The sequence below is a fragment of the Marixanthomonas sp. SCSIO 43207 genome (assembly GCF_019904255.1).
In the GTDB taxonomy this organism is placed as follows: Bacteria; Bacteroidota; Bacteroidia; order Flavobacteriales; family Flavobacteriaceae; genus Marixanthomonas.
In genome coordinates this window covers 976,666-1,002,839 of sequence record NZ_CP063203.1, presented here as the reverse complement: position 1 = coordinate 1,002,839, position 26,174 = coordinate 976,666, and the positions used below count along the sequence as shown (strand labels likewise).

23 protein-coding genes and 1 tRNA gene are annotated in these 26,174 nt (G+C 34.6%); 9 read left to right on the top strand and 15 right to left on the bottom strand.

The annotated features are described in order from the left end of the window. Window positions 1-12: 12 nt before the first annotated feature. Window positions 13-603 (bottom strand): carboxymuconolactone decarboxylase family protein, encoded by a 591-nt coding sequence (locus INR76_RS04605; protein WP_223109485.1) that lies wholly within the window; start codon window positions 601-603, stop codon window positions 13-15. A 112-nt stretch (window positions 604-715) separates the two neighbouring features. Between INR76_RS04605 and recJ the strand changes: the two genes are divergently transcribed. Beyond that, window positions 716-2,407: a single-stranded-DNA-specific exonuclease RecJ gene (recJ, locus tag INR76_RS04600; protein ID WP_223109484.1), complete on the top strand. Its 1,692-nt coding sequence runs from the start codon at window positions 716-718 to the stop codon at window positions 2,405-2,407. On the opposite strand, the gene INR76_RS04595 is transcribed toward recJ, so the two are convergent. Further along, complete coding sequence (locus tag INR76_RS04595; protein ID WP_223109483.1) at window positions 2,397-3,155, bottom strand: UDP-2,3-diacylglucosamine diphosphatase; 759 nt, start codon at window positions 3,153-3,155, stop codon at window positions 2,397-2,399. The genes recJ and INR76_RS04595 overlap by 11 nt on opposite strands. Window positions 3,156-3,205: 50 nt before the next feature. Next, window positions 3,206-3,655, bottom strand: a complete 450-nt coding sequence (locus INR76_RS04590) for a 6-carboxytetrahydropterin synthase (protein WP_223109482.1) — start codon at window positions 3,653-3,655, stop codon at window positions 3,206-3,208. Window positions 3,656-3,763: 108 nt separating this feature from the next. Between INR76_RS04590 and INR76_RS04585 the strand changes: the two genes are divergently transcribed. Further along, window positions 3,764-4,399 (top strand): 2OG-Fe(II) oxygenase, encoded by a 636-nt coding sequence (locus tag INR76_RS04585; RefSeq protein ID WP_223109481.1) that lies wholly within the window; start codon window positions 3,764-3,766, stop codon window positions 4,397-4,399. 111 nt (window positions 4,400-4,510) lie between these two features. On the opposite strand, the gene INR76_RS04580 is transcribed toward INR76_RS04585, so the two are convergent. Genes INR76_RS04580 through INR76_RS04570 form a run of 3 tightly spaced genes read right to left on the bottom strand, consistent with a single transcriptional unit; the run spans window position 4,511 to window position 7,366 of the window. Beyond that, window positions 4,511-5,473 carry a hypothetical protein gene (locus INR76_RS04580; protein ID WP_223109480.1) on the bottom strand — a complete coding sequence of 321 codons (963 nt, stop codon included), beginning with the start codon at window positions 5,471-5,473 and terminating at the stop codon, window positions 4,511-4,513. 23 nt (window positions 5,474-5,496) lie between these two features. Beyond that, window positions 5,497-6,825 carry an MATE family efflux transporter gene (locus INR76_RS04575; RefSeq protein ID WP_223109479.1) on the bottom strand — a complete coding sequence of 443 codons (1,329 nt, stop codon included), beginning with the start codon at window positions 6,823-6,825 and terminating at the stop codon, window positions 5,497-5,499. A 40-nt stretch (window positions 6,826-6,865) separates the two neighbouring features. Continuing rightward, window positions 6,866-7,366 carry a GNAT family N-acetyltransferase gene (locus tag INR76_RS04570; protein ID WP_223109478.1) on the bottom strand — a complete coding sequence of 167 codons (501 nt, stop codon included), beginning with the start codon at window positions 7,364-7,366 and terminating at the stop codon, window positions 6,866-6,868. A 75-nt stretch (window positions 7,367-7,441) separates the two neighbouring features. Between INR76_RS04570 and INR76_RS04565 the strand changes: the two genes are divergently transcribed. Then, a tRNA-Ala gene (locus INR76_RS04565) sits at window positions 7,442-7,515 on the top strand. A 27-nt stretch (window positions 7,516-7,542) separates the two neighbouring features. Here the strand turns inward: INR76_RS04565 and INR76_RS04560 are convergent. From INR76_RS04560 to INR76_RS04540, 5 genes are all read right to left on the bottom strand, one after another. Further along, on the bottom strand, window positions 7,543-8,385 hold the full coding sequence (locus INR76_RS04560) for a S9 family peptidase (RefSeq protein ID WP_223109477.1): 843 nt from the start codon (window positions 8,383-8,385) through the stop codon (window positions 7,543-7,545). Then, complete coding sequence (locus INR76_RS04555; protein ID WP_223109476.1) at window positions 8,382-11,108, bottom strand: PD-(D/E)XK nuclease family protein; 2,727 nt, start codon at window positions 11,106-11,108, stop codon at window positions 8,382-8,384. Before INR76_RS04555 ends, INR76_RS04560 begins: the two co-directional genes overlap by 4 nt. Before the next feature lie 73 nt (window positions 11,109-11,181). After that, window positions 11,182-12,582 (bottom strand): OmpA family protein, encoded by a 1,401-nt coding sequence (locus tag INR76_RS04550; protein ID WP_223109475.1) that lies wholly within the window; start codon window positions 12,580-12,582, stop codon window positions 11,182-11,184. Between the two features lie 119 nt (window positions 12,583-12,701). After that, window positions 12,702-13,904: a glycine C-acetyltransferase gene (kbl, locus tag INR76_RS04545; protein ID WP_223109474.1), complete on the bottom strand. Its 1,203-nt coding sequence runs from the start codon at window positions 13,902-13,904 to the stop codon at window positions 12,702-12,704. 27 nt (window positions 13,905-13,931) lie between these two features. Beyond that, window positions 13,932-17,075, bottom strand: a complete 3,144-nt coding sequence (locus INR76_RS04540; RefSeq protein WP_223109473.1) for an exodeoxyribonuclease V subunit beta — start codon at window positions 17,073-17,075, stop codon at window positions 13,932-13,934. A 171-nt stretch (window positions 17,076-17,246) separates the two neighbouring features. On the opposite strand from INR76_RS04540, the gene INR76_RS04535 reads away from it, so the two are divergent. Together INR76_RS04535 and INR76_RS04530 are read left to right on the top strand one after the other, a co-directional pair. After that, entirely contained in the window at window positions 17,247-17,855 is a 609-nt protein-coding gene (locus INR76_RS04535) for a superoxide dismutase (RefSeq protein WP_223109472.1), read from the top strand. A 416-nt stretch (window positions 17,856-18,271) separates the two neighbouring features. Then, window positions 18,272-18,553: a hypothetical protein gene (locus INR76_RS04530; RefSeq protein ID WP_223109471.1), complete on the top strand. Its 282-nt coding sequence runs from the start codon at window positions 18,272-18,274 to the stop codon at window positions 18,551-18,553. Window positions 18,554-18,758: 205 nt separating this feature from the next. On the opposite strand, the gene INR76_RS04525 is transcribed toward INR76_RS04530, so the two are convergent. Together INR76_RS04525 and INR76_RS04520 are read right to left on the bottom strand one after the other, a co-directional pair. Then, window positions 18,759-20,657, bottom strand: a complete 1,899-nt coding sequence (locus tag INR76_RS04525) for an amidophosphoribosyltransferase (RefSeq protein WP_223109470.1) — start codon at window positions 20,655-20,657, stop codon at window positions 18,759-18,761. A gap of 56 nt (window positions 20,658-20,713) precedes the next feature. Next, window positions 20,714-21,637 carry a PfkB family carbohydrate kinase gene (locus tag INR76_RS04520; protein WP_223109469.1) on the bottom strand — a complete coding sequence of 308 codons (924 nt, stop codon included), beginning with the start codon at window positions 21,635-21,637 and terminating at the stop codon, window positions 20,714-20,716. 250 nt (window positions 21,638-21,887) lie between these two features. On the opposite strand from INR76_RS04520, the gene INR76_RS04515 reads away from it, so the two are divergent. Further along, window positions 21,888-22,511 (top strand): hypothetical protein, encoded by a 624-nt coding sequence (locus INR76_RS04515; RefSeq protein ID WP_223109468.1) that lies wholly within the window; start codon window positions 21,888-21,890, stop codon window positions 22,509-22,511. Window positions 22,512-22,515: 4 nt separating this feature from the next. Here the strand turns inward: INR76_RS04515 and INR76_RS04510 are convergent, their stop codons facing one another. Together INR76_RS04510 and INR76_RS04505 are read right to left on the bottom strand one after the other, a co-directional pair. Then, window positions 22,516-23,157, bottom strand: a complete 642-nt coding sequence (locus INR76_RS04510) for a viroplasmin family protein (protein WP_223109467.1) — start codon at window positions 23,155-23,157, stop codon at window positions 22,516-22,518. Window positions 23,158-23,167: 10 nt separating this feature from the next. Further along, the gene (locus INR76_RS04505) at window positions 23,168-23,737 is read right to left on the bottom strand and encodes a phosphoribosylglycinamide formyltransferase (protein WP_223109466.1); all 570 of its coding nucleotides are present in this window, start codon (window positions 23,735-23,737) and stop codon (window positions 23,168-23,170) included. Between the two features lie 179 nt (window positions 23,738-23,916). Between INR76_RS04505 and INR76_RS04500 the strand changes: the two genes are divergently transcribed. Genes INR76_RS04500 through rnc form a run of 3 tightly spaced genes read left to right on the top strand, consistent with a single transcriptional unit; the run spans window position 23,917 to window position 26,170 of the window. Further along, window positions 23,917-24,150: an acyl carrier protein gene (locus INR76_RS04500; RefSeq protein ID WP_034259990.1), complete on the top strand. Its 234-nt coding sequence runs from the start codon at window positions 23,917-23,919 to the stop codon at window positions 24,148-24,150. A 15-nt stretch (window positions 24,151-24,165) separates the two neighbouring features. Further along, entirely contained in the window at window positions 24,166-25,419 is a 1,254-nt protein-coding gene (fabF, locus tag INR76_RS04495; protein WP_223109465.1) for a beta-ketoacyl-ACP synthase II, read from the top strand. 7 nt (window positions 25,420-25,426) lie between these two features. Next, complete coding sequence (rnc, locus tag INR76_RS04490) at window positions 25,427-26,170, top strand: ribonuclease III (protein WP_223109464.1); 744 nt, start codon at window positions 25,427-25,429, stop codon at window positions 26,168-26,170. The last annotated feature ends 4 nt before the right edge of the window (window positions 26,171-26,174 follow it).

The following is a 26,174-nucleotide window of genomic DNA, read 5'->3' as shown; positions in this document are numbered from 1 at the left end:
AAAAAATGGTGGTTAACTATGTTTCCCTTTTTCCCATCCGTGTTTTCCTAAATATTGCTCACCACTTTCAACAGCGCCTTCTTCAATTGAAGTTCCCATAGAATCATTCCAACGGTTTAAATAGCCAAATAGCGAAATAACTCCTAGCATTTCTACAATTTCGCCGTCGTCCCAATGAGCATGTAAACGCTTTTCAATTTCAGGGGTTACGGCATTTGGCACTTGCGAGGCAGCTAAAGAAAAGTCCAGCGCTGCACGTTCGGCTTCAGAAAAAGAATGATGCGTTCGGTATTCCCAAATGTTATCCAATTGTTCTTGCTCGGCACCATAGCGTTCTGCTGCGCGAATGGCGTGCGCTTGACAATATCTACATCCGGTTGCATTACTACTTACCCAAGCAATCATACGCTTAAGCGCTGAAGTAACACGACCTTCATTGGCCATCACCGCTTTATTAAGATTGATAAACGCTTTGCTAATAGCAGGTCTGCGTTGCATAGTCAACACACTATTAGGACAAAAACCAAGAGTTTCATTAAAAAACTCAGCTAGTTCTTGGGTTTCTTTGTCGTGGTCAGATGGTAGAGGGGTTACTAGTGGCATAATTGAATAAATTAATCTTGGTTCAAAATACAAAATTGAAATTTATGTAGGATATATTTTTAGTGTGAATTGTTTAATTTTACGTTTCCTCCCCTATTTTGAAACTATATTTATGCGCTGGACCTTAAAACCGAAACCTTCTGAAACTGTTATTGATCATCTTAAAAAAGAATTGGGTATAGATGCAATTGTTGCTACACTTTTGGCACAACGCGGAATTGAAACCTTTGACCAAGCCAAACAGTTTTTTAGACCACAATTGAGCGATCTCCACAATCCTTTTTTGATGAAAGATATGGACAAAGCGGTTGACAGAATTGAGCTTGCTATCGCCAATGAAGAGAATATTTTGGTGTATGGAGATTATGATGTTGACGGCACTACCAGCGTTGCGTTACTTTCTTCATATTTAAAAAGTTATTATCCAAACGTTGCCACCTACATTCCAGATAGATATGAAGAAGGGTATGGTGTTTCTTATAAAGGAATTGATTTTGCAGAAGACAACAACTTTTCTCTAATAATTGCTTTGGATTGTGGTGTAAAGGCAATTGAAAAAGTAGCATACGCTTCTGAAAAAAATATTGATTTTATTATTTGTGATCATCACCGTCCGGGTAAAGAGTTACCTCAAGCCGTTGCTGTGTTAGACCCCAAACGTGAAGATTGTAGTTATCCCTATAAAGAGTTGTGTGGTTGCGGCGTGGGTTTTAAATTAATTCAAGCGCTTTCAGAAAAAAGAGATTTACATCTTGAAGATTTAATCTTGTACCTCGACTTAGTAGCTACCGCCATTGGTGCCGATATTGTACCCATTACCGGTGAAAATCGAGTGTTGGCTCATTATGGGTTAAAAGTAATAAACAGCAATCCTAGAGTTGGTTTTAAGGCTATTTTAAAACAAGTAAAGAAAGAAACACTCACCATTACCGATGTTGTTTTTATTATTGCTCCTAGAATTAATGCCGCCGGAAGAATGAAACACGGCAACCATGCCGTTACATTATTGACCGAAACCGATTTAAATCGCGCCGCAGAATATGCTTCGGAAATTGAACAATTTAACACAGATAGAAGAGATACTGATAAAAGCATAACAGAAGAAGCTTTACTTCAAATCACAAATAATAAAGAAGAAAAACGAAACACTACCGTTGTATATCATCATAATTGGCATAAAGGAGTCATAGGAATTGTAGCTTCACGTTTAACCGAAACCTATTACCGCCCAACACTCGTGTTTACCAAAAGTGGTGATAAGCTGGCTGCTTCTGCTCGCTCAGTAAAAGGATTTGATGTGTATAATGCGCTAGAAGGTTGTTCTGAATATATTGAGCAGTTTGGCGGTCACAAGTATGCAGCAGGATTAACATTGCACGAAAAAGACTTTGAAGCTTTTAAAAATGCGTTTGAAAAGGTCGTTTCAGAAACTATTGACCCAAAATTACTTCAACCCGAGCTTAAAGTAGATGCCGAAATAAATCTTGCTGAAATAACCCCAAAATTATACCGTCTTTTAAAGCAATTTGCACCTTTTGGACCGGGTAATATGACACCCGTATTTATGACGCAAGGATTGAAAGATACCGGCTGGGGAAAATGCGTGGGTGAAGATAAAACCCATTTACGCCTTACGGTTCAACAAAACAATTCACCTCAATTTGTATGCATTGGTTTTGGAATGGCAGATAAGCAAGATATTGCGTGTGCAGGAGTCCCATTTAAAGCTGCTTATGTGATAGACGAAAATGAATGGCAAGGTAAGGTGAGTTTGCAGCTTCGGTTAAAGGATATTAAAGGGTAAATTCTTTCAGCTCAAACGTATTACCATCAAAAACCCCATAGGTGTAATGGTTAATCCAATCTCCGAGGTTAAAATATGTTGAATGGTCTCCTACTTTTATTTCCATAGGTAAATGGCGGTGACCAAAAACAAAATAATCGTAGTGTTTAGTTTCTAGTTTTCGTTTGGCATATTGCGCCAGCCACTCATTTTCATCACCTAAAAACTGCTTATCTTCATCCCCAGAAATTAATTTGTTTTTTACAGAAAGGTGCTGAGCCAATCGCACACCTATATCTGGATGTAACCATCTAAACAACCATCGTGAAAATGGATTGATAAACACTTTTTTCATTCGTTTATAACCTTTATCTCCCGGTCCTTTTCCGTCACCATGACCAACAAAAAAACGTTTATTATTAAATTCAAATTCTTTGGGATTGTGATACACAGGGATGTTTAGCTCTTTTTCAAAATAACCGTGCATCCATAAATCGTGATTTCCTACGAAAAAGTGGATGGGTATTCCGCTATCCTTAATTTCGGCCAGCTTGCCTAATACCCGCACAAAACCTTTAGGGACAACGGTTTTATATTCAAACCAAAAGTCAAATAAATCACCTAACAAAAAAATTGCAGCTGCATCTTTTTTTACTTCATCGAGCCACGAAATAAACTTAAGTTCACGAGGTTTACTCGCTTCAGCAGTTGGTGCACCTAAATGATTATCGCTTGAAAAATAAATTTTTTTGCCTTCCGGTACTTGCATAAGGTAAAGATAGAAAAAAGAGTGTAGTGGCGGCTTAAGTGATTACAATTTTAATTATCGGCAGCATACCATTCTGCATAACTTGTTTCAGTTTCTTGTAGTTTAACCGCGTGTAGGTTTATATTTTCAGGCAGGCGTTTTTTTATTTTATCAGCAAAATCAATCACCATCATCTCGCTAGTGGGTTGATAATTTACTAAAAGAACATTATGACCTCGAGATTTCAATTCATTGGCCAACTCTACGTGAGGTGTGTTTTTATTGAAGACAGTTGCATGATCAAAAACGTCTACTATTTCTTCTTTTACAATCTTTTTAAGATCACCAAAATCGATTACCATCCCAAATTTTACGTGGTTATTATCTGCAATGGGGGTGCCAATTACTGTAACCGATAGTTTATAGCTGTGACCGTGTACATTTCTACATTTTCCATCATACCCATAAAGTGCGTGACCGGTTTCAAAAGAAAATTGTTTGGTAATCCTAATTTTACTCATATCTTATTTTATTCTGCAAAGATAGTAGTTTTAAACACATGAATTTTTCTGAAAAACATATGTGTTTCTGAAGTATATTTGCAAACTTTATTTTTTGAGCCTATAGCAATGGAAGAATTGTTTGAGCAGTTGGATTTTACCATTAATCCCGTTTTTGAAACCATAATTGAAGATATTCAGAAACAGAAATTTTCAATTGTAGATGGTTTTTTTTCAGCGGAAGAAGTTGTTCAACTTCGCGATTCTTTATTAGAAAAATACGAAGCTGACCGTTTTAAAAAATCTGCTATAGGTAATAGAGTCAATGAAGAAATTCACTCTGAAATTCGCGGAGATTTTATTCTATGGATTGACCAACTAAAAGCTTCACCTACCGAGCAATTATTCTTTAATAAAATTAACGAACTAGTTGAATACTTAAACAGAACGTGTTTTCTGGGCATTTTGCACAAAGAGTTTCACTATGCTGTATACCCAAAAGGAACTTTTTATGCAAAGCATCTAGACACGTTTCAAAATGATGATAGACGTAAGCTATCTGTGGTGTGCTATTTAAATGAAGCTAATTGGCCAAAAGAAAATGGTGGTGAGCTAAGTTTGTATCTAGATACTACTGAAGTACTAGATGTATTGCCGCTACCTTGCCGTGTAGTTATTTTTGAGAGTCAAGAGCTGGAGCACGAAGTGAAAGTAGTAAAAGCTGCTGAACGATACAGTATTACCGGCTGGTTAAAAAGCCGGTAATTATCTTTTTTTGTATTTGTTATTAATAACCACCACTACTACCAATATAGCAAGGATTAAAAACAATCCTGGACCGCCTAAAAATTTTAAAATGTCCATAAGCTAAGCTATTTAGTTCCAATATTTTATTTTTCTTTTTTCAATATATGCCGGTGTGAATTTTTTTGAATTAATATAATGCTCTTTCATATATACTGTCCTTTCTATCCAATTACCTGTTTTATCAAACTTATATTGATATTTTAATTCAGTATTAATTTTAGATTCAATAAATTCTTTCACATTGATTGGATTAAATTGTCTATCATATTCAGTTATATCACTTAATCTTTTTGATAAACCTGGGTAAATAATATAATGCTCTATTTTTGAAACCCTATCATTTTTCCATTCATACTTATTAAATATACCACCTTGGTTTGGATTGTTCGAAGTATACTCCATAAAATTTCCAATATCATTATACACAAAATGATTTACTAAAATAGTGTCTCCAGTCTGCTCTTCTTTTTGAAAACTCCATAACATTTTACTTTGTTCATTAAATTTATACGTAGTAAATACGTTAATTGTGTCATTATTTTCAATAGAAATATATTTAGTTATATAGTCTTCATCATTGTAAAATAAGGTAAATTGCTGATTAAGAGTACCATTTACAAAATAAGATTTTTTAGTAATATTATTAATAGTATCGTTAACTAATAATTGGACTATCCTTCTATTTCTTGATGGATTTTTAAAAGTATATTTTAAAAGATACCCATTATTGTCATATTTATAATTCTCTTTTTGCAATGTTTGCCCAGAATCATCAAAATATTCAATTTCTTTAATTGCTCCAAAATCTGTAAAAATTTCTTTAAAAATTAATTTAGATTTACCCTCTTGATTCGAATTTTGAAAAATTGTTTTATACTTTTTAATCTCTTTAACTTCACCATATAAATTTCTTTCATCCCAAGCATTTTTGAAATTAATATAAGAGGGTTTTAAATCCTTATTAACAATATCAGTATTATTTTCACAACTAATTATTAGAAATGTAAAAAAAAGTAAATAGAAGTATCTCATAAAGAATTTTAGTAAAACTACAATTATACTTCTTTATTTAAATATTTTCTTCTGAATTTTATCACCAAGCCACCGGCTCGTATTAACATCCAAACAAAAAAGGCGATCCAAATAGCATGTAATTTCAGTCCAAAATAATCTGAAATAAGCAACACAGGTGTAAAGCCTAAAAATGTAGCAACCAATAACAAATTGCGCAAGTATTTTGCTTCGCCCAAACCTTTAAAAATTCCGTCAAACATAAATGCGATTGCGTTAACGGGTTGCATTAATAAAACAATCCAAAACACCGAACTGAACAACACCAACACTGTGGCTTCTTTATTAAAAAGCAGGCCAATCTCGTCATATACCAAGGCACAACCAGCCATTAAGATTATAGCAATCAAAATAGCGTATTTACTTATTTTTTTACTTAAAACCCACAGTGATTTATAATCTTTAGCTCCCAACAATTTACCACCAATAGCATTACCGGCATTGGCATACCCATCAATAAAGAAGCTAAAAAACAACCAAATATTCATTAAAATACTCTGTGCGGCGATGTAGTTTTTTCCATAATCGGTGGCGTAGGCATTTGCCAAATAGATTGCAAAGTTAAGTGCTGCTGTTCGCACAAAAAGATTGGCAGCCATTAACAAAAGAGGTTTAAGTTTTGGGTTTATGTTGAAACTTAGTTTTAAATGAAACGGCGTTTTTTTCCAGAAAAACCACAATGCCATTAATAGCATTACACTCTGCGCTGCCAGACTCGCATACGCAGCACCTTTTAAATGAAGCGGCGGGATGACACCTTCTACACCATAAACCAAGAGATAATCCAAAACTACATTTACCAATGCACCGGTAAGGCTGCACTTCATAGCCCAATACGTGTTTTGCAGCCCTCTAAAAATTCCGAAGATTGCAAATGTAATGAGTGTTAATGGGTAGCCTATAGCTCTTATACGATAATAATCAACCGAGTAGTTTAAAATAAGCCCCTCTGCATTGTAAAGACCAAAAATAGCTTCAGCAAAAAAAGCTGTACTTCCGTAAATTAAAAGACTTAATATTAAATTAAAACCTATTGCTTGTGGGATTAGCGTTTTTACAGCGTGTAACCTATTGGCTCCCAAATGCTGTGAAACAATTGCCGAAATAGCAGTTTTTGTTTGAGCTACGATCCAGATAATTGCAGATAAAAACGAACCTACCAATCCGGCTGCAGCCAAAGCTTCAACCGAGTGCTCTTCAACATTTCCAATCACGGCAATATCGGTTAATGAAATAAGCGGCTCGGCAATACCGGCTATAATTGCAGGAACAGCTATCTTATTTATGCTCTTAAAACTTACTTGCGTGCTCAAAGAAAAGTTTTTTAAGTAAACAAAAGTAGTAGTCTACTGCTTAAAAGACTAATTCATAACAATAAAAAGGATGCTTACTTTGTTTCGGGAAATAAATAGATTCTAGTTTTTGATAGCCTCGTGTTTCATAAAACTTTTGGTTACGCTTATTTTGACTAAATGTGTCTAAGCGAACAGAAACTGCATTGTTTTTTTGGGCTGTTTCTTCGGCAAAATTCATCAATTGCTTTGCATATCCTTGATGCTGATATTCTGGATGTACTGCCAATCGGTGTATATAAATATTATTACCATCTTCTGTAAGCCAAGTAACATCATTGTATTCTTCATCTTTTAAGGTAGAAATAACAATGCTTCCTATAATGTTTTCTGAATTAACTAATACGTACAATTCACCTCTTTGGAAATCTTTTTCAAAAGCTTCTTTTGTTGGATAATGTTCATTCCATTGAAAAATTTTTTCCGAATTCATTTTTAAAGCACAAGCACGTGTTATTGTTATGATTGCATCAATTTCTGAAATGTTAGCTTTCCGAATCATTTTTGTAAACTAGTTTCTTTATATTTTTTAAAGGTAAATATGAATAAAAAAGTAGTATTTTAGCACTTAAATTATGGGGGATTAGCTCAGCTGGCTAGAGCGTTTGGCTGGCAGCCAAAAGGTCATCGGTTCGACTCCGATATTCTCCACAAACCACCGAAAACTCGGTGGTTTTTTTATTTTAAAAAATTGATTGTAGTTTTCACTACCTTTTCGAGGTCTTTGGGTAGTGTGTTTTCTTCCCAAGGGTGTTTGGCTCCAAAAACGTGATTGGCTTCATCAATTAATTTTAAAACACTTTTTGAATTCCATGTATGAAGTGATTTTGCTTCTTCTACAGAAACGGTAGGATCATTACTTCCGTGGATTATAAGATATGGTTTTGTTAATTGTTCTGCCGCTCGTTTTATGGTAAGACGATCTTCATTTGCTTTAAAGTCTTTATAAAACTGAAAGTTGTGAGGCATCTGTTGTTTTGTTCGGCCGTTTTGAACATATTTTACACCTGTTTTCTCCCAGTCTTTAAACTCGTCTGTACCTTCTTTAAACCTACTTTTATAATCACTTACGCCAGCCCAAGTGATAACATTTTTTATGTTACTGTTTTCTTCGGCTTTAATTAAGGCAATTCCTCCTCCGCGACTATGACCAATGAGAGAAATAGTGTTTACATCTGCTTCTAGCATATAATGCTTTGTGGTTGCCATAAAGGCGATAATTGTTTCTAGATCGTCTAGCTCTTTGGTATAATTATTTTCAGAAAATGCTTCTAAATCTGGAAAATCTATAGGCTCATCAACGGTACCACCATTATGTGAAAAATTAAATTTTAAGAAGAAAAATCCTGCTTTGGCAAATGCTTCGGCAACTAAATGCCAAGCTCCCCAATCTTTAAAGCCTTTATAACCGTGACAAAAAATGACAATAGGTTTTGGTTTTTGATTTTCATTGTAATACAGGTCATAAATAATTGGCTTTTTGTTTTCTCTGTGTAGTATTTTGTTTTCTTCTATCTTCATTGTATCTCTTTTTCAGTAAACGGAATTTCTTTATTACAAATCTCAAGAATTAGTTTTTTGAGCTCTTCTGTAAAAGTTTGTAGCGTTTCTTGGGTGATAAGTTGATTTTTGGGTGCTCTGGGTTTTTCTTTTTGCCCAAATTTTAAAAAACCACTGTTTAAATTTTTAAATGAAATTATTCCTGCTTCGGCATTAACAACAGGTGTTTTATTGTTTATCATCAAGGAATACGCAAGTACTTGAAATGCTTTACTGTAATTATAATCTTCAATAAGTTCTTCCCAATCAATAATTTCAACATCACGTTGAGCTACTTTTCCGGTTTTGTAATCTATTATACGCAATTGACCATTATATTCGTCTACACGGTCTACTTTTCCTTTAATTTTTACCGGAAATGGAATGTTTGAAATGGGTACATTGACATCAAGGTTATTTTCTATACCAATAATTTTAATTGAATTTCCTTTTTCAATCTCAGCTAGTTCAAAATGTAAGAAGTTTTCTATATATCGTTTTGCCACTTCAAAAATGATAAGGTTTTTTCCTTTATTAAAGGTGCCTCCTTTAAAAGATAGTTCAAATTGTTTGCTAACTTCTTTATCAATTTGTGGTTTTAAACCTTTTATTTTTTCTGAAGTGAGAAATGTGCCTTCAAATGGTTTGTAAAATGTTTCTAATGTATCGTGAACTATTGTCCCTAGTGTATTGGCAGCAACAGTTTCTTCAACTTCATCAAATTCAGAAAGTCGTAAAATTTTCTGAAAATAAAAATCAATTGGATTGCGAATGTAACTGCTAAGTGCCGAGGGTGAAAAACCTTGCTCTGCTATTTCTTGTAAACGCTTCATAACCGCATCGGTTTTCTGTATTTTTTTAAGTGACTGAACTACCGGAGTAATTTTGGGAGAAAGCACCGTTTTTGAAATAGTGTGATTGGCTTGTTTTTCAATCTCGAGTTGCATTAAAAACCTACTCTTCTCACCTGTATTAATTCCTTCTGAAAAGTTATTATACAACAATGTAACCTCTTTTGCTCGTTGCAGCATATGATAAAAATGGTAGGTATAAATTGCATCCTTTTCGGTATATAAAGGTAGGTTGAATTCTTTTTTTAAATCGTAGGTAATAAATGAAGCGTTTGACTTTCCGGTAGGTAAAACCCCTTCGTTCACCGAGGTTACAATAATATTTTCAAAATCTAGCACACGGGTTTCCAGAACTCCCATTATTTGCAATCCTTCATACGCGTCTCCTTCAAAGTCTAGTGAAGTAGTTGCAATTAACTCGGTAAATAGCCCTTGTACTGTCTTTATTGAGTTAAGGTGTGAATAGGTGTTATTTAAAGCCTCAATCTCTGTAAATACTTTGTGTAGTTGATATAAAACCACGCGTTCTATCGGGTTTTCTTGAAACTTGTTTTTCAAAGTATCTAACAGCGTTAAACATACTGACACTGCTTTTTTACTATCATCATTCCAATAGTCAAATAACCACGTTAACACCTCCCTATCACCATTTGATGCAAAATCAAGTAACTCGTTAATGGTAAAATGTGTTTTGTTTTCTTTACCAATATGTGAAACTACTTGTGAGCCACTAACGAGTAATGTAGTACCAATAGGATGATTGATAAGCTCTAGAACATCTTTATAGTATAATGTTTCTGAAGCATTTATATGAAAGGACAGCAGAAGCTCAAAAAACAGCGTAGCGGGAAAGTTTTTAAGCACAGTTCCCATTGTAACGTTAACCGATGTCACGTTGTCTGGTAACGAGCTGAGGACTGGTATTAATAAATTCTCATCTGCTAATACTACAGCAGTATTATGTAGCTTTTTTGGTGAATAAGACGCTAAAAGTTGCCCTACATATTTTGCTTGAACAATGTTCTTTTGAGCCTCAACAATTTGAATGGTTTTTTGTTGACCAAAATAATTTGAAACGCCCAAAGGTTTATTTTTTTCAAAATAAGGCCATTGTTTTAAATATCTTCGTATAAACAATGAAGCACTGTGTTTCGTATTATTGAGTAATGTAGTGTCTAGATCCCAATAAACTTCACTATTGCCTGCATGTAATAATTTTTGAATAATATGCTGTTCGGCTGAGTTAAGAGCATTAAAACCAATAAATGCATACCTACCATTTGAATGATCCGTTATGTAATCATCAATTTTTTCTGAAGCAACCCGGTATACCAATCCTTGATAACCAATAGAGTCCTCAATTAAAATGTTTTTTAATGCCGAATAAAAATCTAGGAGACTGTTCCAAAATTTAAGATAATTTTGAATGAGTTCTGTTTTTTCTTCTTTTAGATTCCATCGTTCCATGGATTTTATACTTCCTAGGTAATTGAAGAAATCTTTTGGGTTTACAAGGTATCTATCTATTTCATTAAAGTCATTTAAAAGAGTAACAGCCCAAGAATTGAAACTTTCAAAATCTTCTTTTTGAGTAAATGATTTCGTGTTTAAATAAACGCTATAACTCTTAAAAAGTAATTCGGTGTTATTAATTATAGTAAGATCTGAAACGTCTTGAATAAATTCTTCAATACTTACTATTTTGGGCAAAAAAGAAGTTGTGACTGCATGTTTACTAATGAAGTTTTTAAAAAAGCCTCCTGCTCTTTTACTTGGAAAGATAAGGGTAAGCTTAGATAAATCTGTATGCTTTTGTTGTAGTGTAAATAAGGTATCTTCTAGAAAAGTTTGCATACCTTAAAAATAAGAAACGCCCCCGATTTACGGAGGCGTTTCTGTTATTTATTTAATGAAATTTATTTCATTATTATTTGTCTCTGTTTTTGTTAAGAGAGATCTCAACACGTCTGTTTTGCTGTCTTCCAGCAGCAGTGTTGTTAGTAGCAACTGGTCTTTCTTCTCCATAACCTTCAGAAGTTAATCTGTTAGCTGGCATACCAATTGTTGTTAAGTAGTTCATAACTGAAGCTGCTCTTTCTTTAGATAACTTCATGTTGTATGAATCACTACCTCTACTATCTGTGTGACCTTCAATGTGGAATACAGTGTTTGGATATTCTTTCATAATATCTGCAATACTCTGTAGTGCACCGTAAGATTCTTGACGGATTGAAGCTTTGTCGTAGTCAAATAAGATTGTTTTAGAGTACTCGTTGATTTCTTTAATAACCTCAACAGTTACTTCTGGACAACCGTTATTAGCAACAGTTCCGGCAACGTCTGGACATTGATCGTCTTTGTCTAATACTCCGTCACCATCTCTATCTTCGTAAGGACAACCGTTGTTAGCAGCAGGACCAGCTTCGTTAGGACACTCATCATCTGCATCAGTTATTCCATCACCGTCAGCATCAGGACATCCATTTAATTCTGGAAGACCAGCAACTGTAGGACAGTTATCTTGTGGATCAGCGATACCATCACCGTCAGTATCAGGACAACCGTTGAATTCAGCTAAACCAGCAGTTTCTGGACAAGCGTCATTTCTGTCTTCGATACCGTCACCGTCAGTGTCAGGACATCCGTTGAATTCTGGAAGACCAGGAGTCTCTGGACATTCGTCTTCTTGATCGTAGATTCCGTCACCGTCAGTGTCTTTACCACCAAATTTAAACACAACACCTGCAGAGTGCTGGAAGTGTTTTACTCCGTAATTATCTTCAAATGCGTGCTTATAAGTAGACTGTAGGTTTAATGCTAAATTTTCAGCTAACCAGATTCTAACACTTGCTAAACCGTTAGCAGTACCAAACCCGATATCATCAACCCAAGTGTAACCACCACCAACACCAAGAGATGGATCAAACCATCCACCAGGTCCGTTGATTAGGTCTCTAAAGCTATATCTAATTTCACCATCAGCACCGTAGTAACTTAAGTCATCTACGCGTACATCACCAACTTTATCAATTTTGTTAATAGTACCAACTGCTGAGAAAGTAAATCCGCTACCAATGTATCGGCTTACAGCAATTTTTGATACTGAAGGTAAAATACTCCAGTGATCTTCTACATTAAAATATTCGTCAAAAAGCTCACCTCTCATTGGGGAAGCTACAGATTGGCCATCCTCAAGACCTACTGGATAGACGTCAACAGCATTGACACCAATCTCAAAAGCCCAAGGGTTGTTTTCGTCTTGTGCGTTCGCTACGCCAATACCTAAAAATAGCACGGCAGCAACTAATAAACTGTTAAGATGTTTCATATTCGATTGTTTAATTTTTAAGTGTTAATTAGAGCAAAAGTAAGTTGTTAAAACTTATAAACAAAGTCAAATCTATTAAAATTTTCCCAATTACAACGTCTTTGGTGCTCAAAATTAATTTATTCAGTTTCAATAATATTAAGTTTTTTACCCACTTTAATAAAAGCTGCAATTGCCTGATCTAATTGATTAACTGTGTGTGCAGCAGATAGTTGAACCCTTATTCTTGCTTTGCCTTTTGGCACAACAGGGAAGAAAAAACCAATAACATAGATTCCTTCCTCTAATAGCATATCTGCCATATCTTGAGATAACTTTGCATCATATAACATTACCGGAACAATAGCCGAATCACCATCAATAATATCAAAACCTGCTTTTTTTATTCCATTTTTAAAGTATGCAGTATTCTTTTCTAGCTTGTCTCTTAATCTGGTATCTGTTGCCAGCATATCAAAAACCTTAATAGATGCACCCACAATAGCAGGAGCCAATGAGTTTGAAAACAAATAAGGACGTGATCGCTGACGAAGCATTTCTATAATTTCTTTTTTACCGGTTGTGTAACCCCCCATAGCACCACCTAAAGCTTTACCTAGCGTACCGGTTATAATATCTACACGGTCCATTACTCCTTTTTCTTCTAGAGTCCCTCTACCGGTTTTTCCTATAAAACCTGTAGCGTGACATTCATCAATCATAACCAAGGCGTCGTGTTTATCTGCCAAATCGCAAATTTTATCTAACGGAGCCACTAAACCATCCATAGAAAACACTCCGTCTGTAACAATAATCTTGAATCGTGCTCCATTTTCATTAGCAGCAATTAATTGCTTTTCCAGATCTTCCATATTATTGTTTTCATATCGGTACCTAGCAGCTTTACACAACCTAACTCCATCAATAATAGATGCGTGATTTAATGAATCTGAAATTATTGCATCTTCTTTTGTCAATAAAGGTTCAAAAACACCACCATTGGCATCAAAGCAAGCAGCATACAGTATTGTATCTTCAGTTTGGTAAAAATCTGCTATTTTTTGTTCTAATTCTTTGTGAATATCTTGTGTACCACATATAAATCGAACTGACGACATCCCAAAGCCATGAGTATCCATAGCGTCTTTGGCTGCTTGAATAACCTCCGGATGTGATGAAAGACCCAAATAATTATTGGCACAAAAATTAATAACTTCTTGCCCCGTTGATATTTTAATTGCAGCGTCTTGAGGCGTGGTTATAATGCGCTCTTTTTTAAATAATCCTTCGTTTTTTATTTCCTGAAGCTCCTCTTGCAGGTGTTCTTTAATTTTTCCGTACATATCGTTTATTTTATTTCTGAAACAAAGTTAAGTTTTATTTATAAGTATTCCTTTTTCTGAAGTGTAAACCAATATTTTTTCGGCAATTTTAAAGTTCATTTCTGAAAGTGCAGAAGCATATCTTTGTATTTGCGATACGTGTTTTTCAGATTGCCCTCCTGTTTTATAGTCTATGACGGTCACACTTCCGTCGGGATGAAAATTTAAACGATCGGGCCGCAATATAGTTCCTTCAGAAGTAATTAAGTCACGTTCGTTTTCTACCCTTTCAGAGTGCTGAAATAGATGTTTTAAGTCTTCATTATTTATTAAAGATTGTATCGCTTGTTTTAAATTTTCAAAATCTTCTTGCGATACTATGGCTCTTTTTTTCAATGTACTTAATACCGCTTTTGCATCATCTTCATAATAGATTTCTGCCATTGTATCGTGAAAGAGGTTTCCGCTTAATATCGCTGCTTCTTTTTCGGTGTCCCAAAGCAAGGCTTCTTTGGTAACAATTTTTAATTTGGTAGTTGTTAATGAAGTATTTATATATTTAGGTGTAACGGCTTGTAAGATTGTCTTTTGGGGTTCTTTTTTGAGTGTATTCCCAAATTGATATTTTGATTCTTCATCACTCCATAGTTGTTGTTTCTTTAAATATTCAACAAAAAATTGAGCAAAATTGCTGGGCGAATCTTTTACAGTGGTTGGTTTTTCTGAAAAAATATACAATTGTTCAACGGCTCTTGTCATAGTAACATAGAGCAAGTTTAAGTTATCAAGTTCTAATGTTTTTCTGCGTTCTGCGTGCAAAATGGCGCCTTCTTCACCAAAATTTGCTACCTCATTGTTAAAGTTTATTCGCACCTCATCAAAGCCAGAAGTGTTTTGTGGCGCAGCAAACCAAGTTTTGGCGTCCTTTTCATTATAAATATTTGTTTCGGCGAAAGGATAAAGTACCACCGGAAATTCTAATCCTTTTGCTTTATGAATGGTCATTAGCCTAACAGCGCCTATTGTTTCGGCAGCTGCAACTGAGGCTTTTTCCTTTTTGGTTTCCCAGTACTCTAAAAATGCTGTTTTTGAAGAAAGTGGTTGCTGCTCAAACTCATATACCAAATCCATAAAACCAAAGAGATAGGCGTCTGCTTTCTCTTGTAGGTTTAATTGACTAATGCAATACTCAAAGGTCTCGTATAGCGATACTTTATGTATATACAAGGGATCAAAATGTATAGTGTGTTTGGCCAAATTTTCTTTAAATTGAATTGCATCTTGATGTAAAAAAGAACTGAAAAATGTATGCTTTTCTTCAGAAATTGTATTGTTTTCATAAATAAAGTTCAACGCACTAATTTTTGCTTCTTCATTATCTGTATGCAAACAATACATTAATAAATGAAGCAATCCCTGCACCAGCTCTGAAGATTGAAGCAATAATGTTTCAGATGAAATAATCGAGACTCCGTTTTCCATCAAATAATTGCCTAAAGCTATCCCTTCTTTTTTTCGGCGTGTTAATACACAAATATCTTGTTCTTGATACCCATCACGTTTTAAGGCTTCAATTGTCTGAAGTATTAACTGTGCGTAGGTTTCTTCTTTTTCTGCAGCTGTTTGTTTTTCAATAAATTCAATTTGAACAAACCCGCCTTCTTTTGAGTTTTGGTTCTGTTTATTTCCTATTTCGTACATTTTTTGATGGGTAGCATTCCCGAAATAGGAGGATAAAAATGTAAAGAATGAATTATTAAAATTGATTATTTCTGCGCAACTTCTATAATTGGTATCTAACGTTTCAATCGTGGGTTCTGAAACTGCAAACGGCGTTTTTCCTTCATACAGATGCATAAATTGTTCTGGTAAGCCACCTCGCCATCGATAAATTGACTGTTTTGCATCACCAACTAACAACAAGGAGCCTGTTTCTTGATTTTCCAATTGCTGGGACAATGCATTCTCTATCAACGGAATTAAATTTTCCCATTGCAATTTTGATGTGTCTTGAAATTCGTCAATAAAATAGTGCCGATATTTTTCACCCAAACGCTCATAAATAAAAGGAGCAGGTTGATTTTTTATTTCTTTATTGATAATTGAATTAAATTCGGAAATAGGTAAGATATTTTTCTCTTCTTTAATCGTTTCAATTTCCTGCTGCACCAAATTTATAACTGAAAGCGGAGTGAGGTTTTTTATAATATTTTCAAGCAATATTTTTTTGTAATATAAAGCCTTACTGACTTCAAACGAATTTTTAAAAATAGAAGAAAGCCCATCCATAACAGCTTTCACTGAATCATCAGTCGATTTGGTGTATAAAGGTTCTTCATTAACAACACTTTCCTGCCATTTGGTTTCAAAATTAATACTTGTAGCACCATTAGCTAATTTCGTGAAATGATCATAAAAACTTCCTCTTGAAAAGCTAGACCTATCAAGGCCATTACTACTTACTACTTCAAAAAGAGAATTGGTAACTGCAATTAATTCGTTTTTTGTTTTTTCTAAGATTACATAGAGTGTTTTTCTAAAAGAAAGGAAATCATCCAGTGATCGCTGTTTAAGTTTTCCAACATGATTAGATTCATTTTCAGAAAATAGCAAGGAAGAAGCCTTGGTGATATCACGAGCAATATCCCACGATTTATCATCGTCGGCTTTCTCGAGGGCAAACTCTAGAAGTATGTTGGTTGTCTTTGTATCTTCGCCAGCTTTACTAATTAATCGATCAACAGCTTCGGTTAATAATTGATCTGTATCTAAGGTCACTTCAAAATTTGATGACAGTTTTAAGTCTCTAGCAAAAGTGCGTAGCAGTTGGTGGTTAAATCGATCAATGGTTTCAACACTAAATGCTGAATAATGGTGCAATAAATGAGTAAGAATGCTTTTAGATTTTTTCTGAAGTGTATCTAGAGTTAATCCAGTTTCAGAAGAAAGCATCTTCATCATTTCAGATGGTTTTTCTACAGATTCTTCTTTAGAAAATGTAACCAAGTTTGAAACGATGCGCTGTTTCATTTCAGCTACCGCTTTATTGGTAAAGGTAATTGCAAGTAAGTTTTTATAACTGCCTTCAGATTGTGAACGTAAAAGACGTAGAAGATACTCTTTTACAAGGGTAAAGGTTTTCCCGCTTCCGGCAGAAGCATTGTAAATAGTGAATGGTGTGTTGGTAATCAATCTATTTTTGGTTAAAAGTAATGAAACCCTATTTGATAGGCACAAAATATAAATTTAATCTATAGAGCTATAAAATCTTATAAATTTTATAACATAAATTAAGCCTTCTTCTGCGTACCTTTGAGATTGAACATAACAAAAAAAATATAATTAACTAAAAACAAAATAATTATGGCTTTCGAATTACCGAAATTACAGTATGCATTTGATGCTTTAGAACCACATATTGATGCCAAAACAATGGAGATTCACCATGATAAACATCATAAAGGATATACAGATAAATTAAACAACGCTATTGAAGGTACCGATCAAGAAGGGAAAACAATTGAAAACATATTGACCAACCTTGATATGGATAACAAAGCCGTGCGTAACAACGGTGGAGGATTCTACAATCACAAATTGTTCTGGGAAATTATGTCGCCAAATGGTGGCGGAAAGCCCTCAGGTGCATTAGCCGATGCTATCAATAGTGCTTACGGAAGTTTTGAAGACTTTAAAGAAAAATTCTCAACTGCAGCAAAAGGTCAATTTGGATCTGGATGGGCTTGGCTTTGTGTACACGAAGGAGGAAAAGTAGAAGTTTGCTCTACACCAAATCAAGACAATCCATTAATGCCTGAAGTAGGTTGCGGCGGAACACCAATTTTAGGTCTTGATGTTTGGGAACACGCATATTACTTAAACTACCAAAACAGACGACCTGATTATGTTAATGCATTCTTCAATGTGATTGATTGGGAAGAAGTATCAAAAAGATATGAGCAGAATAAGTAGTCTGTTTTGAAAAAATAATTTTAGAAAAAAGCTCTCAATTTATGAGGGCTTTTTTTTTGGCTATTCGCATCACATTTACACATAAAAAAAGGCGAACTAGCGTTCACCTTTTTTTGCCCCAAATCTACCATGAACTTAACCTACTTATGCTATGGTATAATTCAAATATAGAATTTTAATCAGTTAAGCTTATAACTTTTAGATTAACGGCTTTATTTTTCGATAAAATGCAATTTTATTGCTGTAATTTCTTTCAGAACACTATGTAGTTGTGAATAAATTATTAAATAGACAATAAATAATGAAATACACTGACTAATAGTCTATTAGTGTTTCTTAAATGTTATCTAAATGTAAATTTAATGTTAACTAATTAATTTTTTCATATATTTGGTGCTATGTAAAAATGATGTATTATGAAGAATGAAGAAAATAAATATTATGTTCTGAAGGTAAAATATACCGTTCAGGAAATCTCTGGTGGAAAAAGAAAAGGTAAAAAATCAATTCAAAAAAGAAAGAAAAAGTATTTAGTTAATAATATTGAATCTTTAGATACCAAATTAAAAGATATTGAATACACCTTAACCGAGGTTGAACCATCAAAGTCTAGAAATCTATTTATGATTTTTAAAGATTACTTGGTTAAATTTGGGTCAAACTGTAATAGTACCTATCACAGAATGCTCCGTATTTAATCTTAAATACGTTGATATAATTAAAAAAAGGTGAACTAGCGTTCACCTTTTTTTGCCCCAAATCTTACCATAAACTTAACCTACTTATGCTATGGTATAGACCAAATATATAATAAACTTCAATTTAACCTTAAGGCTTTTCCTACTTTTGGACAAACTGTTTTATAAATTCGATTAACTGCTTGAATTTTAGTTATTTCAATTTTTAATAAGCTCGTTCTGGATTTCCTTCATAAAAGTGAACGTACGCTTTATTTACAACTCGCTTACCACCATCGGTAGGATAGTTACCTGTAAAATACCAATCTCCTAAGTTTTTTGGACAGGCTTTGTGCAAATCTTCTACAGATTGAAATATTAATTTTACGTCTGCATTAATGTTTTCATCACTTATAATTTCAGCAATTTTATCTGAAATTTCTTGATCACTAAAAGGAGCATATAAGTCCTTAACGTGATTAACTACATCTTTATCTGCTAGCTCTAGCTGCTTTTTACATTTATGGTATATTTCTTCAACAATATCATAAGTTCCTCGTTCTTTGTGAAGCGCTAATGCAGCTTGAAACGCTACAAGGTCTTCTAGCCGAGCCATATCAATACCATAACAATCTGGATAGCGTATTTGTGGAGCAGATGAAACTACAACAATTTGTTTAGGCTCAAGCCTATCAAGCATTTTTAAAATACTCTTTTTAAGTGTTGTTCCTCTTACTATACTATCATCAATAATCACGAGATTATCTGTAGGTTTTACAACACCGTAGGTTACATCATAGACGTGAGCTACAAGGTCATCACGGCTACTATCTTCTGTAATAAATGTGCGAAGTTTTACATCTTTAATCGCAATTTTTTCGGTGCGAATTTTATGTTGCTGTATCTGCTGAAGCCTTTCTGTGGTTAAATTTCCTTCTTCTTCAAGAATTGCCTCATTTTTTTGTTTATTCAGCTCGTTTTGAGCCGCGTCTAGCATTCCGTAGAAAGAAGTTTCAGCTGTGTTGGGAATAAAAGAAAACACTGTGTTTTCTGTATCATGGTTTATTTCTTTTAAAACCTTTGGCATTACTAAACGTCCTAGCTCTTTTCTCTCTTCATATATTTCGGCATCACTTCCACGAGAGAAATAAATACGTTCAAAAGAGCAAGATTTGCGCTCTAAGGGTTTCAAAATTTGTTTTTCTGAAAGGCTTCCGTCCTTTTTGATAATAATGGCATGACCGGGTTCAATTTCAGTAATAGATTCAAATGGCACATTAAAAACTGTTTGTATCGCTGGTCGTTCTGATGCTACTACAATCACCTCATCATCTTGATAATAATATGCGGGTCTTATTCCTGCGGGATCTCTTAAAACAAAAGAATCTCCGTGACCTAGCATTCCTGCCATAGCATAGCCTCCGTCCCAGTCTCTAGCAGATTTTTTTAATATTTTTTCTACTTTCAAGTTTTGAACAATAAATGGAGACGCTTCCAGCTTGTTCATTCCTGCCTTTTTGGCTTTTTTGTATAGTTTTCTTACTCCTTCATCAAGAAAATGACCTATTTTTTCCATAACGGTAATAGTGTCTGCTTTTTCTTTAGGATGCATACCAAGCTTTATCAAGTTGTTAAACTGCTCGGTAGTATTGGTCATATTAAAATTACCTGCAATAATTAAATTACGGTGCATCCAGTTATTTTGACGAAGAAATGGATGAACATTTTCTACGCTATTTATACCAAAGGTTCCATACCGAACGTGACCTAAAAACAATTCGCCTATATAAGGGATGTTTTTCTTTTGAGCAGCAACATCATCTTTATATTCTGGGTGTGCTTCAAATGTCTCGTTAATGCGCCCATTGATTTGTGCAAAAATATCTTGTATGGGTTGAGATTTGTTGGATCGCACTCTGCTTATGTATCGTTCTCCGGGAGCAACGTCTAGCTTAATGCTAGCAAACCCAGCACCATCTTGGCCTCTGTTATGTTGCTTTTCCATCATTAGGTACATTTTATTTACTCCATAAAAGGCTGTACCGTATTTTTCTTTGTAATATTCAAGCGGTTTCAGCAATCGTACCATTGCTATTCCACATTCGTGTTTTAACGCGTCGCTCATGTTATTCTGAAATATTAATTCAATTAAAAACGCCCCGAAAACTTCAGGGCGTATTATTACGTTAATTCTATATCAAATTGTGTAAGGTTTTGAAATTGTTTCAAACGCTTATGCACTTCTTTTTTTGTTAAGTTTTCTAGTCTTTCTGTGCCAAATTTTTCTACACAAAATGATGCTAAAGTAGAGCCATAGATAATGGCGTTTTTCATGTTTTCAAAACTGTAATCTCCTGTTTTTGCCAGATAACCCGTAAAACCTCCTGCAAAGGTATCTCCGGCTCCTGTAGGATCAAAAACTTCTTCTAGAGGCAAGGCTGGAGCAAAGAATATGTCATCTTCATGAAACAACAAGGCTCCGTGTTCTCCTTTTTTTATGACAATGTAAGAGGGTCCCATTTCACGTATCTTTTGAGCAGCCACTACTAATGAATACTCTCCAGTCAATTGTCTTGCTTCTTCATCGTTAATTGTCACTACATCAACTTTACCAATAACTTGTTTTAGCTCGTCTAAAGTATTATCCATCCAAAAATTCATGGTGTCTAGTACAATTAATTTTGGGGCTTTCATTTGTTCAATCACACTCAGTTGGACGAGCGGATGAAGGTTTCCTAACATCACAACCTCTGCATCTTTGTAGTTTTCTGGTACTTTTGGATTGAAATTTTCAAGTACATTCAACTCGGTTGCCAATGTATCACGTGAATTCATATCATTACGATATTTTCCACTCCAAAAAAATGTTTTTCCTTCTTTTATAATTTCTAAACCAGAAACATCTAGATTGTTGTTTTTAAGTAAAGCAATATATTTTTCCGGAAAATCACCTCCAACAACTGAAACAATTGCTCCATCTGCATTAAATTGACTTGCAGCCAATCCTATATATGTTGCGGCTCCACCTAAAATTTTATCTGTTTTTCCAAATGGTGTTTCAATAGCATCAAAAGCAACAGTACCAACAATAACAAGTTTACTCATAAATGGGTTTTAAATTGAGGGTGCAAATTTAGCGAAATATTTTGGAAATATGACTCATTTTGATTGAGTGTAATTAATTTGTAATGAACTGATAATTACTTTGTTTCTATTGCGCCTTCACTCTCTAAAAAAATACTCAACGACACATTCTAGACTCTAGTCGAGTATATTGAGTCATTTATCGATATTATTTAATAGTAGCTAATGCTTTTCTTACAATTGCATTCAAAAGGTATAATAAGGTATAATTATGAAACCAAAAACTCTATTCTACTGTGCTTTATGTTGCTTTTTTGCATGGTCTTCCATGCAGGCTCAGGTTGGTATTGGTACTACAGATCCCAATGCCGAACTCGAGATTGAAACAACAAATACAGGAATACCTGCTTTACAATTAAATCCTCAATCCTCTTCTAACGGAACCGAAACGGGACAGTTGGCCGTAATTGGTGATAAATTATATATGTTTGATAACACAAGAAAGAAATGGTTGAGTACCGAAACTGTGCCAATCACATTCTCAAGAACTAATAGCCTTAGCGCAGCAACGTTACGTTGTGCCGGAAATGTAACACAAATAAATAGTGGCCCCATTATGCCTTTTGATGGCACAGTGGTTGCCATAACCGGAAACTCAAACAACAACTCTAGTTCATCAAACCCTTCAAAAGAATTTGACTTACGAATAAGAAATGGTTCTTCAACAAACACTACTGTAGATTTTAACCTTTCAAACTACACAATAGTTGATACCACTCAAAATGTTGACTTTTCAGCAGGAGAGCATTTTACAGTAAGAACACTTGATCTTGACGGTTCTGGCGATACGGTAAACAACCCCACTGTTACAATTTGGATAAAATGGCGTGGGTAAATAATTATTTTCTTCCAAAGTCTGCCGGAATTTCTCCCCAAGCTTTGGTTTCCCATTTTACAACTTTGGTTGTGTAGTTATTGGTTTTTAACCAAGTTTCAGCACGCTGCACAAGTTCATATAAATTTTTATTATGAACTCCCCACTTTAACTTTGTATTGCATTTTTTTCGTCGTACCCAACCCATAGCAATTTTGCTATCACTATATATAATGCGGTCACTTCCTATTTTTTTTAAATAAGCTAAACCGTGAACCAAAGCTAAAAATTCCCCTACATTGTTGGTACCTTGTTGAAAAGGACCTTGATGAAACAATTGCTTATGAGTTTGGGTGTCAACCCCACGATATTCCATTTTTCCCGGGTTACCGCTTGATGCAGCATCTACGGCTATAGAATATAGATTAGGCTCTCCTATTTTTTGTAATTGTTCTTTAGTGAGAGTTTTCTTTTTTGAAGCACCTTTACCCTTATAGTCTTTATAATCTTTGCTATATGCAGTTTTAGCTTCTTGTAGCGTTTCAAAGCTTTTGTATTGAGCGCCTGTGACTCCTGTAATAGCTTTTTTGCATTCTTGCCAACTGCGAAATATACCTGTTGGATTACCAAACCATACTACATAATATTTCTGTTTCTTTTTACTCACAAATCTTTTTTTAAGCTTCAAGCAACTGTTCAATCACTTTTGGGAAATGTTTATATTCTAACTGATGCACTTTTTTTGCAACAGATTCTGGTGTTTCGTTTTCAGAAAGTGCAACTTTTTCCTGAAAAATTATCGCTCCTTCATCATAATTTTCATTTACGTAATGAATTGTAATACCTGTTTTTGGCTCATTATTGGCAATAATTGCTTCATGAACATACGTTCCATACATACCTTTTCCACCATATTTTGGAAGTAAAGCAGGGTGTATATTTATAACTTTATTAGGAAAAGAACGCAATATCAACTCTGGAAATTTCCACAAAAATCCTGCTAAAACTATAAGGTCTGGATTGCATGCTTGTAATATTTTTAAAACGCCCTTTTCTGAAGATAACATTTCTCTATCAAAGTATAACGATTTGATATTGTGTTTTTTAGCCTTTTGAAGCACAGCGGCATCTTTTTTGTTTGACAATACAAGAACTACCTCTGCAATTGTTGATTGCTTAAAATGTTTTATTATATTTTCGGTGTTGGTACCGCTACCGGAAGCGAATATAACAATGCGTTTTTTCATCAAAATAATGCGTAGTTTTATAAGAAGTAATATTAAATTATTGACAAAAGTAAGGCAATAGGGTTTTACTTCTCCCAAAATTGTTTTAAATTGGTATTCACATTTTATGGTTAAAATGGTGTATTAAATTAAAAAATTTTATTTTTGCCACTTAATTAAATTTTAAAAAAACAAATATTATGTCAGACATTGCATCAAGAGTAAAAGCAATTATAGTAGACAAACTAGGAGTTGACGAGAACGAAGTTGTTAACGAAGCAAGTTTTACAAACGACTTAGGAGCAGATTCCTTAGACACCGTTGAACTTATTATGGAGTTCGAAAAAGAATTTGATATTCAAATTCCAGATGATCAAGCCGAAAACATTGCAACGGTAGGTCAAGCAATTTCATACATCGAAGAAGCAAAATAAATCTATTCCTTTTTTATGGAACTAAAGCGAGTTGTAGTTACAGGTCTTGGAGCACTAACGCCTATTGGCAATACAATCCCCAAATATTGGGACGGATTAGTTAATGGAAAAAGCGGTTGCGCACCTATCACCTATTTTGATACTGAAAAGTTCAAAACAAAATTCGCTTGTGAACTTAAAGGTTTTAAACCGGAAGATTTTTTTGATAGGAAAGAAGCCCGAAAACTAGATCCCTTTGCACAATATGCTTTAGTATCTTCAGATGAAGCTATTAAAGATGCAAAAATTAACCTAGACGAAGTTGATAAATTTCGAGTAGGTGTAATTTGGGGAGCTGGTATTGGTGGTCTAGAAACCTTTCAAAATGAAGTAATAAACTTTGCAGAAGGGGATGGAACACCTCGTTTCAACCCCTTCTTTATTCCAAAAATGATAGCCGATATTGCTCCAGGTAATATTTCTATCAAACATGGATTTATGGGGCCTAACTATACGACGGTTTCTGCTTGTGCTTCTTCCGCAAATGCGTTGATTGATGCCTTAAACTATATACGATTAGGGCACTGTGACGTCATTGTAACCGGTGGTAGCGAAGCAGCAGTAACCAAAGCAGGAATGGGAGGCTTTAACGCAATGCACGCACTTTCAACTAGAAACGATAGTCCTGAAACTGCATCAAGACCTTTTGATGCAACTCGTGATGGATTTGTTCTGGGAGAAGGAGCTGGAGCATTGATACTAGAAGAATATGAACACGCCAAAAAACGAGGTGCAAAAATCTACGCAGAAGTTGTAGGTGGCGGAATGTCTAGCGACGCTCACCACATGACTGCACCGCATCCAGACGGCATAGGTGTAGAACGCGTAATGCTTAATTGTTTACGAGATGCAGGTATGAGCCCTAATCAAGTAGATGCAATTAACACTCACGGAACCTCAACACCTTTAGGAGATGTAGCCGAACTTAAGGCTATAACCAGTGTATTTGGTGAACACGCAAAAGATATTAATATTAATTCTACAAAATCCATGACCGGTCACCTACTAGGTGCAGCCGGAGCCATTGAAGCAATTGCATCTATCCTGGCTATGGAACACAGTGTGGTGCCACCAACCATCAATCACTCTACTGTAGATGAAAACATTAATCCAGCCCTTAATTTAACTCTAAACAAAGCACAACAACGTGAAATTAAAGTAGCAATGAGTAACACATTTGGCTTTGGAGGGCATAATGCTTGCGTACTTTTCAAAAAATTGGACGCGTAAACAATAGATGACATCTATAAAAAACATATTTAATTCCCGTACTTCAACAGACGGGGATTTTTTTTATGCACTGAAAAAAATATTAGGTTTTAAGCCCAAAGACCTATCTATTTATAATGAAGCATTTACACATCGTTCACTCAATGAAAAAAACAGTAGTGGTCAACCACAAAACTATGAACGCCTTGAGTTTTTGGGTGATGCCATGCTTGGTTCTGTAATTGCCGCGCATCTTTTTAACAAAGTTCCTTCTGGAGATGAAGGATATTTGACCAAAATGCGCTCAAAAGTAGTGAGTCGAGAACATTTAAATGAATTGGGGCGTGATTTAAACCTTATTAAATTTTTAAAATCTTCAGTAGCCAATGATCAATTTGGCGGAAATATACACGGAAATGTCTTTGAAGCTTTAATTGGAGCAATTTATCTAGACAGAGGCTACAAACATTGCGAAAAATTCATCTACAAACGTGTTATTAAACCTTATGTAGATATTGAACGCCTAGAAGGAAAAATCATAAGCTACAAGAGTTTGTTTATTGAATGGTGTCAAAAATCAAAAAAGCAATTTAAATTTAATGTTTATGAAGACACAGGTAAAGATGAGCTTAAACATTTTGCCGTAAAACTTCAATTGGAAAATCAAACCATAGCAAAAGCTCGCGCTACATCAAAAAAGAAAGCAGAAGAACGAGCAGCAAAAAGAGCGTACTATAAATTTCAGTCAAAAATTGACAAAGAATTAAACTAAGCCA

What these genes read in the sequence shown, in the direction of transcription:
- INR76_RS04605 (WP_223109485.1), bottom strand. Translation starts at nt 603, where the DNA reads ATGCCACTAGTAACCCCTCTACCATCTGACCACGACAAAGAAACCCAA.
- recJ (WP_223109484.1), top strand. Translation starts at nt 716, where the DNA reads ATGCGCTGGACCTTAAAACCGAAACCTTCTGAAACTGTTATTGATCAT.
- INR76_RS04595 (WP_223109483.1), bottom strand. Translation starts at nt 3,155, where the DNA reads ATGCAAGTACCGGAAGGCAAAAAAATTTATTTTTCAAGCGATAATCAT.
- INR76_RS04590 (WP_223109482.1), bottom strand. Translation starts at nt 3,655, where the DNA reads ATGAGTAAAATTAGGATTACCAAACAATTTTCTTTTGAAACCGGTCAC.
- INR76_RS04585 (WP_223109481.1), top strand. Translation starts at nt 3,764, where the DNA reads ATGGAAGAATTGTTTGAGCAGTTGGATTTTACCATTAATCCCGTTTTT.
- INR76_RS04580 (WP_223109480.1), bottom strand. Translation starts at nt 5,473, where the DNA reads ATGAGATACTTCTATTTACTTTTTTTTACATTTCTAATAATTAGTTGT.
- INR76_RS04570 (WP_223109478.1), bottom strand. Translation starts at nt 7,366, where the DNA reads ATGATTCGGAAAGCTAACATTTCAGAAATTGATGCAATCATAACAATA.
- INR76_RS04560 (WP_223109477.1), bottom strand. Translation starts at nt 8,385, where the DNA reads ATGAAGATAGAAGAAAACAAAATACTACACAGAGAAAACAAAAAGCCA.
- INR76_RS04555 (WP_223109476.1), bottom strand. Translation starts at nt 11,108, where the DNA reads ATGCAAACTTTTCTAGAAGATACCTTATTTACACTACAACAAAAGCAT.
- INR76_RS04550 (WP_223109475.1), bottom strand. Translation starts at nt 12,582, where the DNA reads ATGAAACATCTTAACAGTTTATTAGTTGCTGCCGTGCTATTTTTAGGT.
- kbl (WP_223109474.1), bottom strand. Translation starts at nt 13,904, where the DNA reads ATGTACGGAAAAATTAAAGAACACCTGCAAGAGGAGCTTCAGGAAATA.
- INR76_RS04535 (WP_223109472.1), top strand. Translation starts at nt 17,247, where the DNA reads ATGGCTTTCGAATTACCGAAATTACAGTATGCATTTGATGCTTTAGAA.
- INR76_RS04530 (WP_223109471.1), top strand. Translation starts at nt 18,272, where the DNA reads ATGAAGAATGAAGAAAATAAATATTATGTTCTGAAGGTAAAATATACC.
- INR76_RS04525 (WP_223109470.1), bottom strand. Translation starts at nt 20,657, where the DNA reads ATGAGCGACGCGTTAAAACACGAATGTGGAATAGCAATGGTACGATTG.
- INR76_RS04520 (WP_223109469.1), bottom strand. Translation starts at nt 21,637, where the DNA reads ATGAGTAAACTTGTTATTGTTGGTACTGTTGCTTTTGATGCTATTGAA.
- INR76_RS04515 (WP_223109468.1), top strand. Translation starts at nt 21,888, where the DNA reads ATGAAACCAAAAACTCTATTCTACTGTGCTTTATGTTGCTTTTTTGCA.
- INR76_RS04505 (WP_223109466.1), bottom strand. Translation starts at nt 23,737, where the DNA reads ATGAAAAAACGCATTGTTATATTCGCTTCCGGTAGCGGTACCAACACC.
- INR76_RS04500 (WP_034259990.1), top strand. Translation starts at nt 23,917, where the DNA reads ATGTCAGACATTGCATCAAGAGTAAAAGCAATTATAGTAGACAAACTA.
- fabF (WP_223109465.1), top strand. Translation starts at nt 24,166, where the DNA reads ATGGAACTAAAGCGAGTTGTAGTTACAGGTCTTGGAGCACTAACGCCT.
- rnc (WP_223109464.1), top strand. Translation starts at nt 25,427, where the DNA reads ATGACATCTATAAAAAACATATTTAATTCCCGTACTTCAACAGACGGG.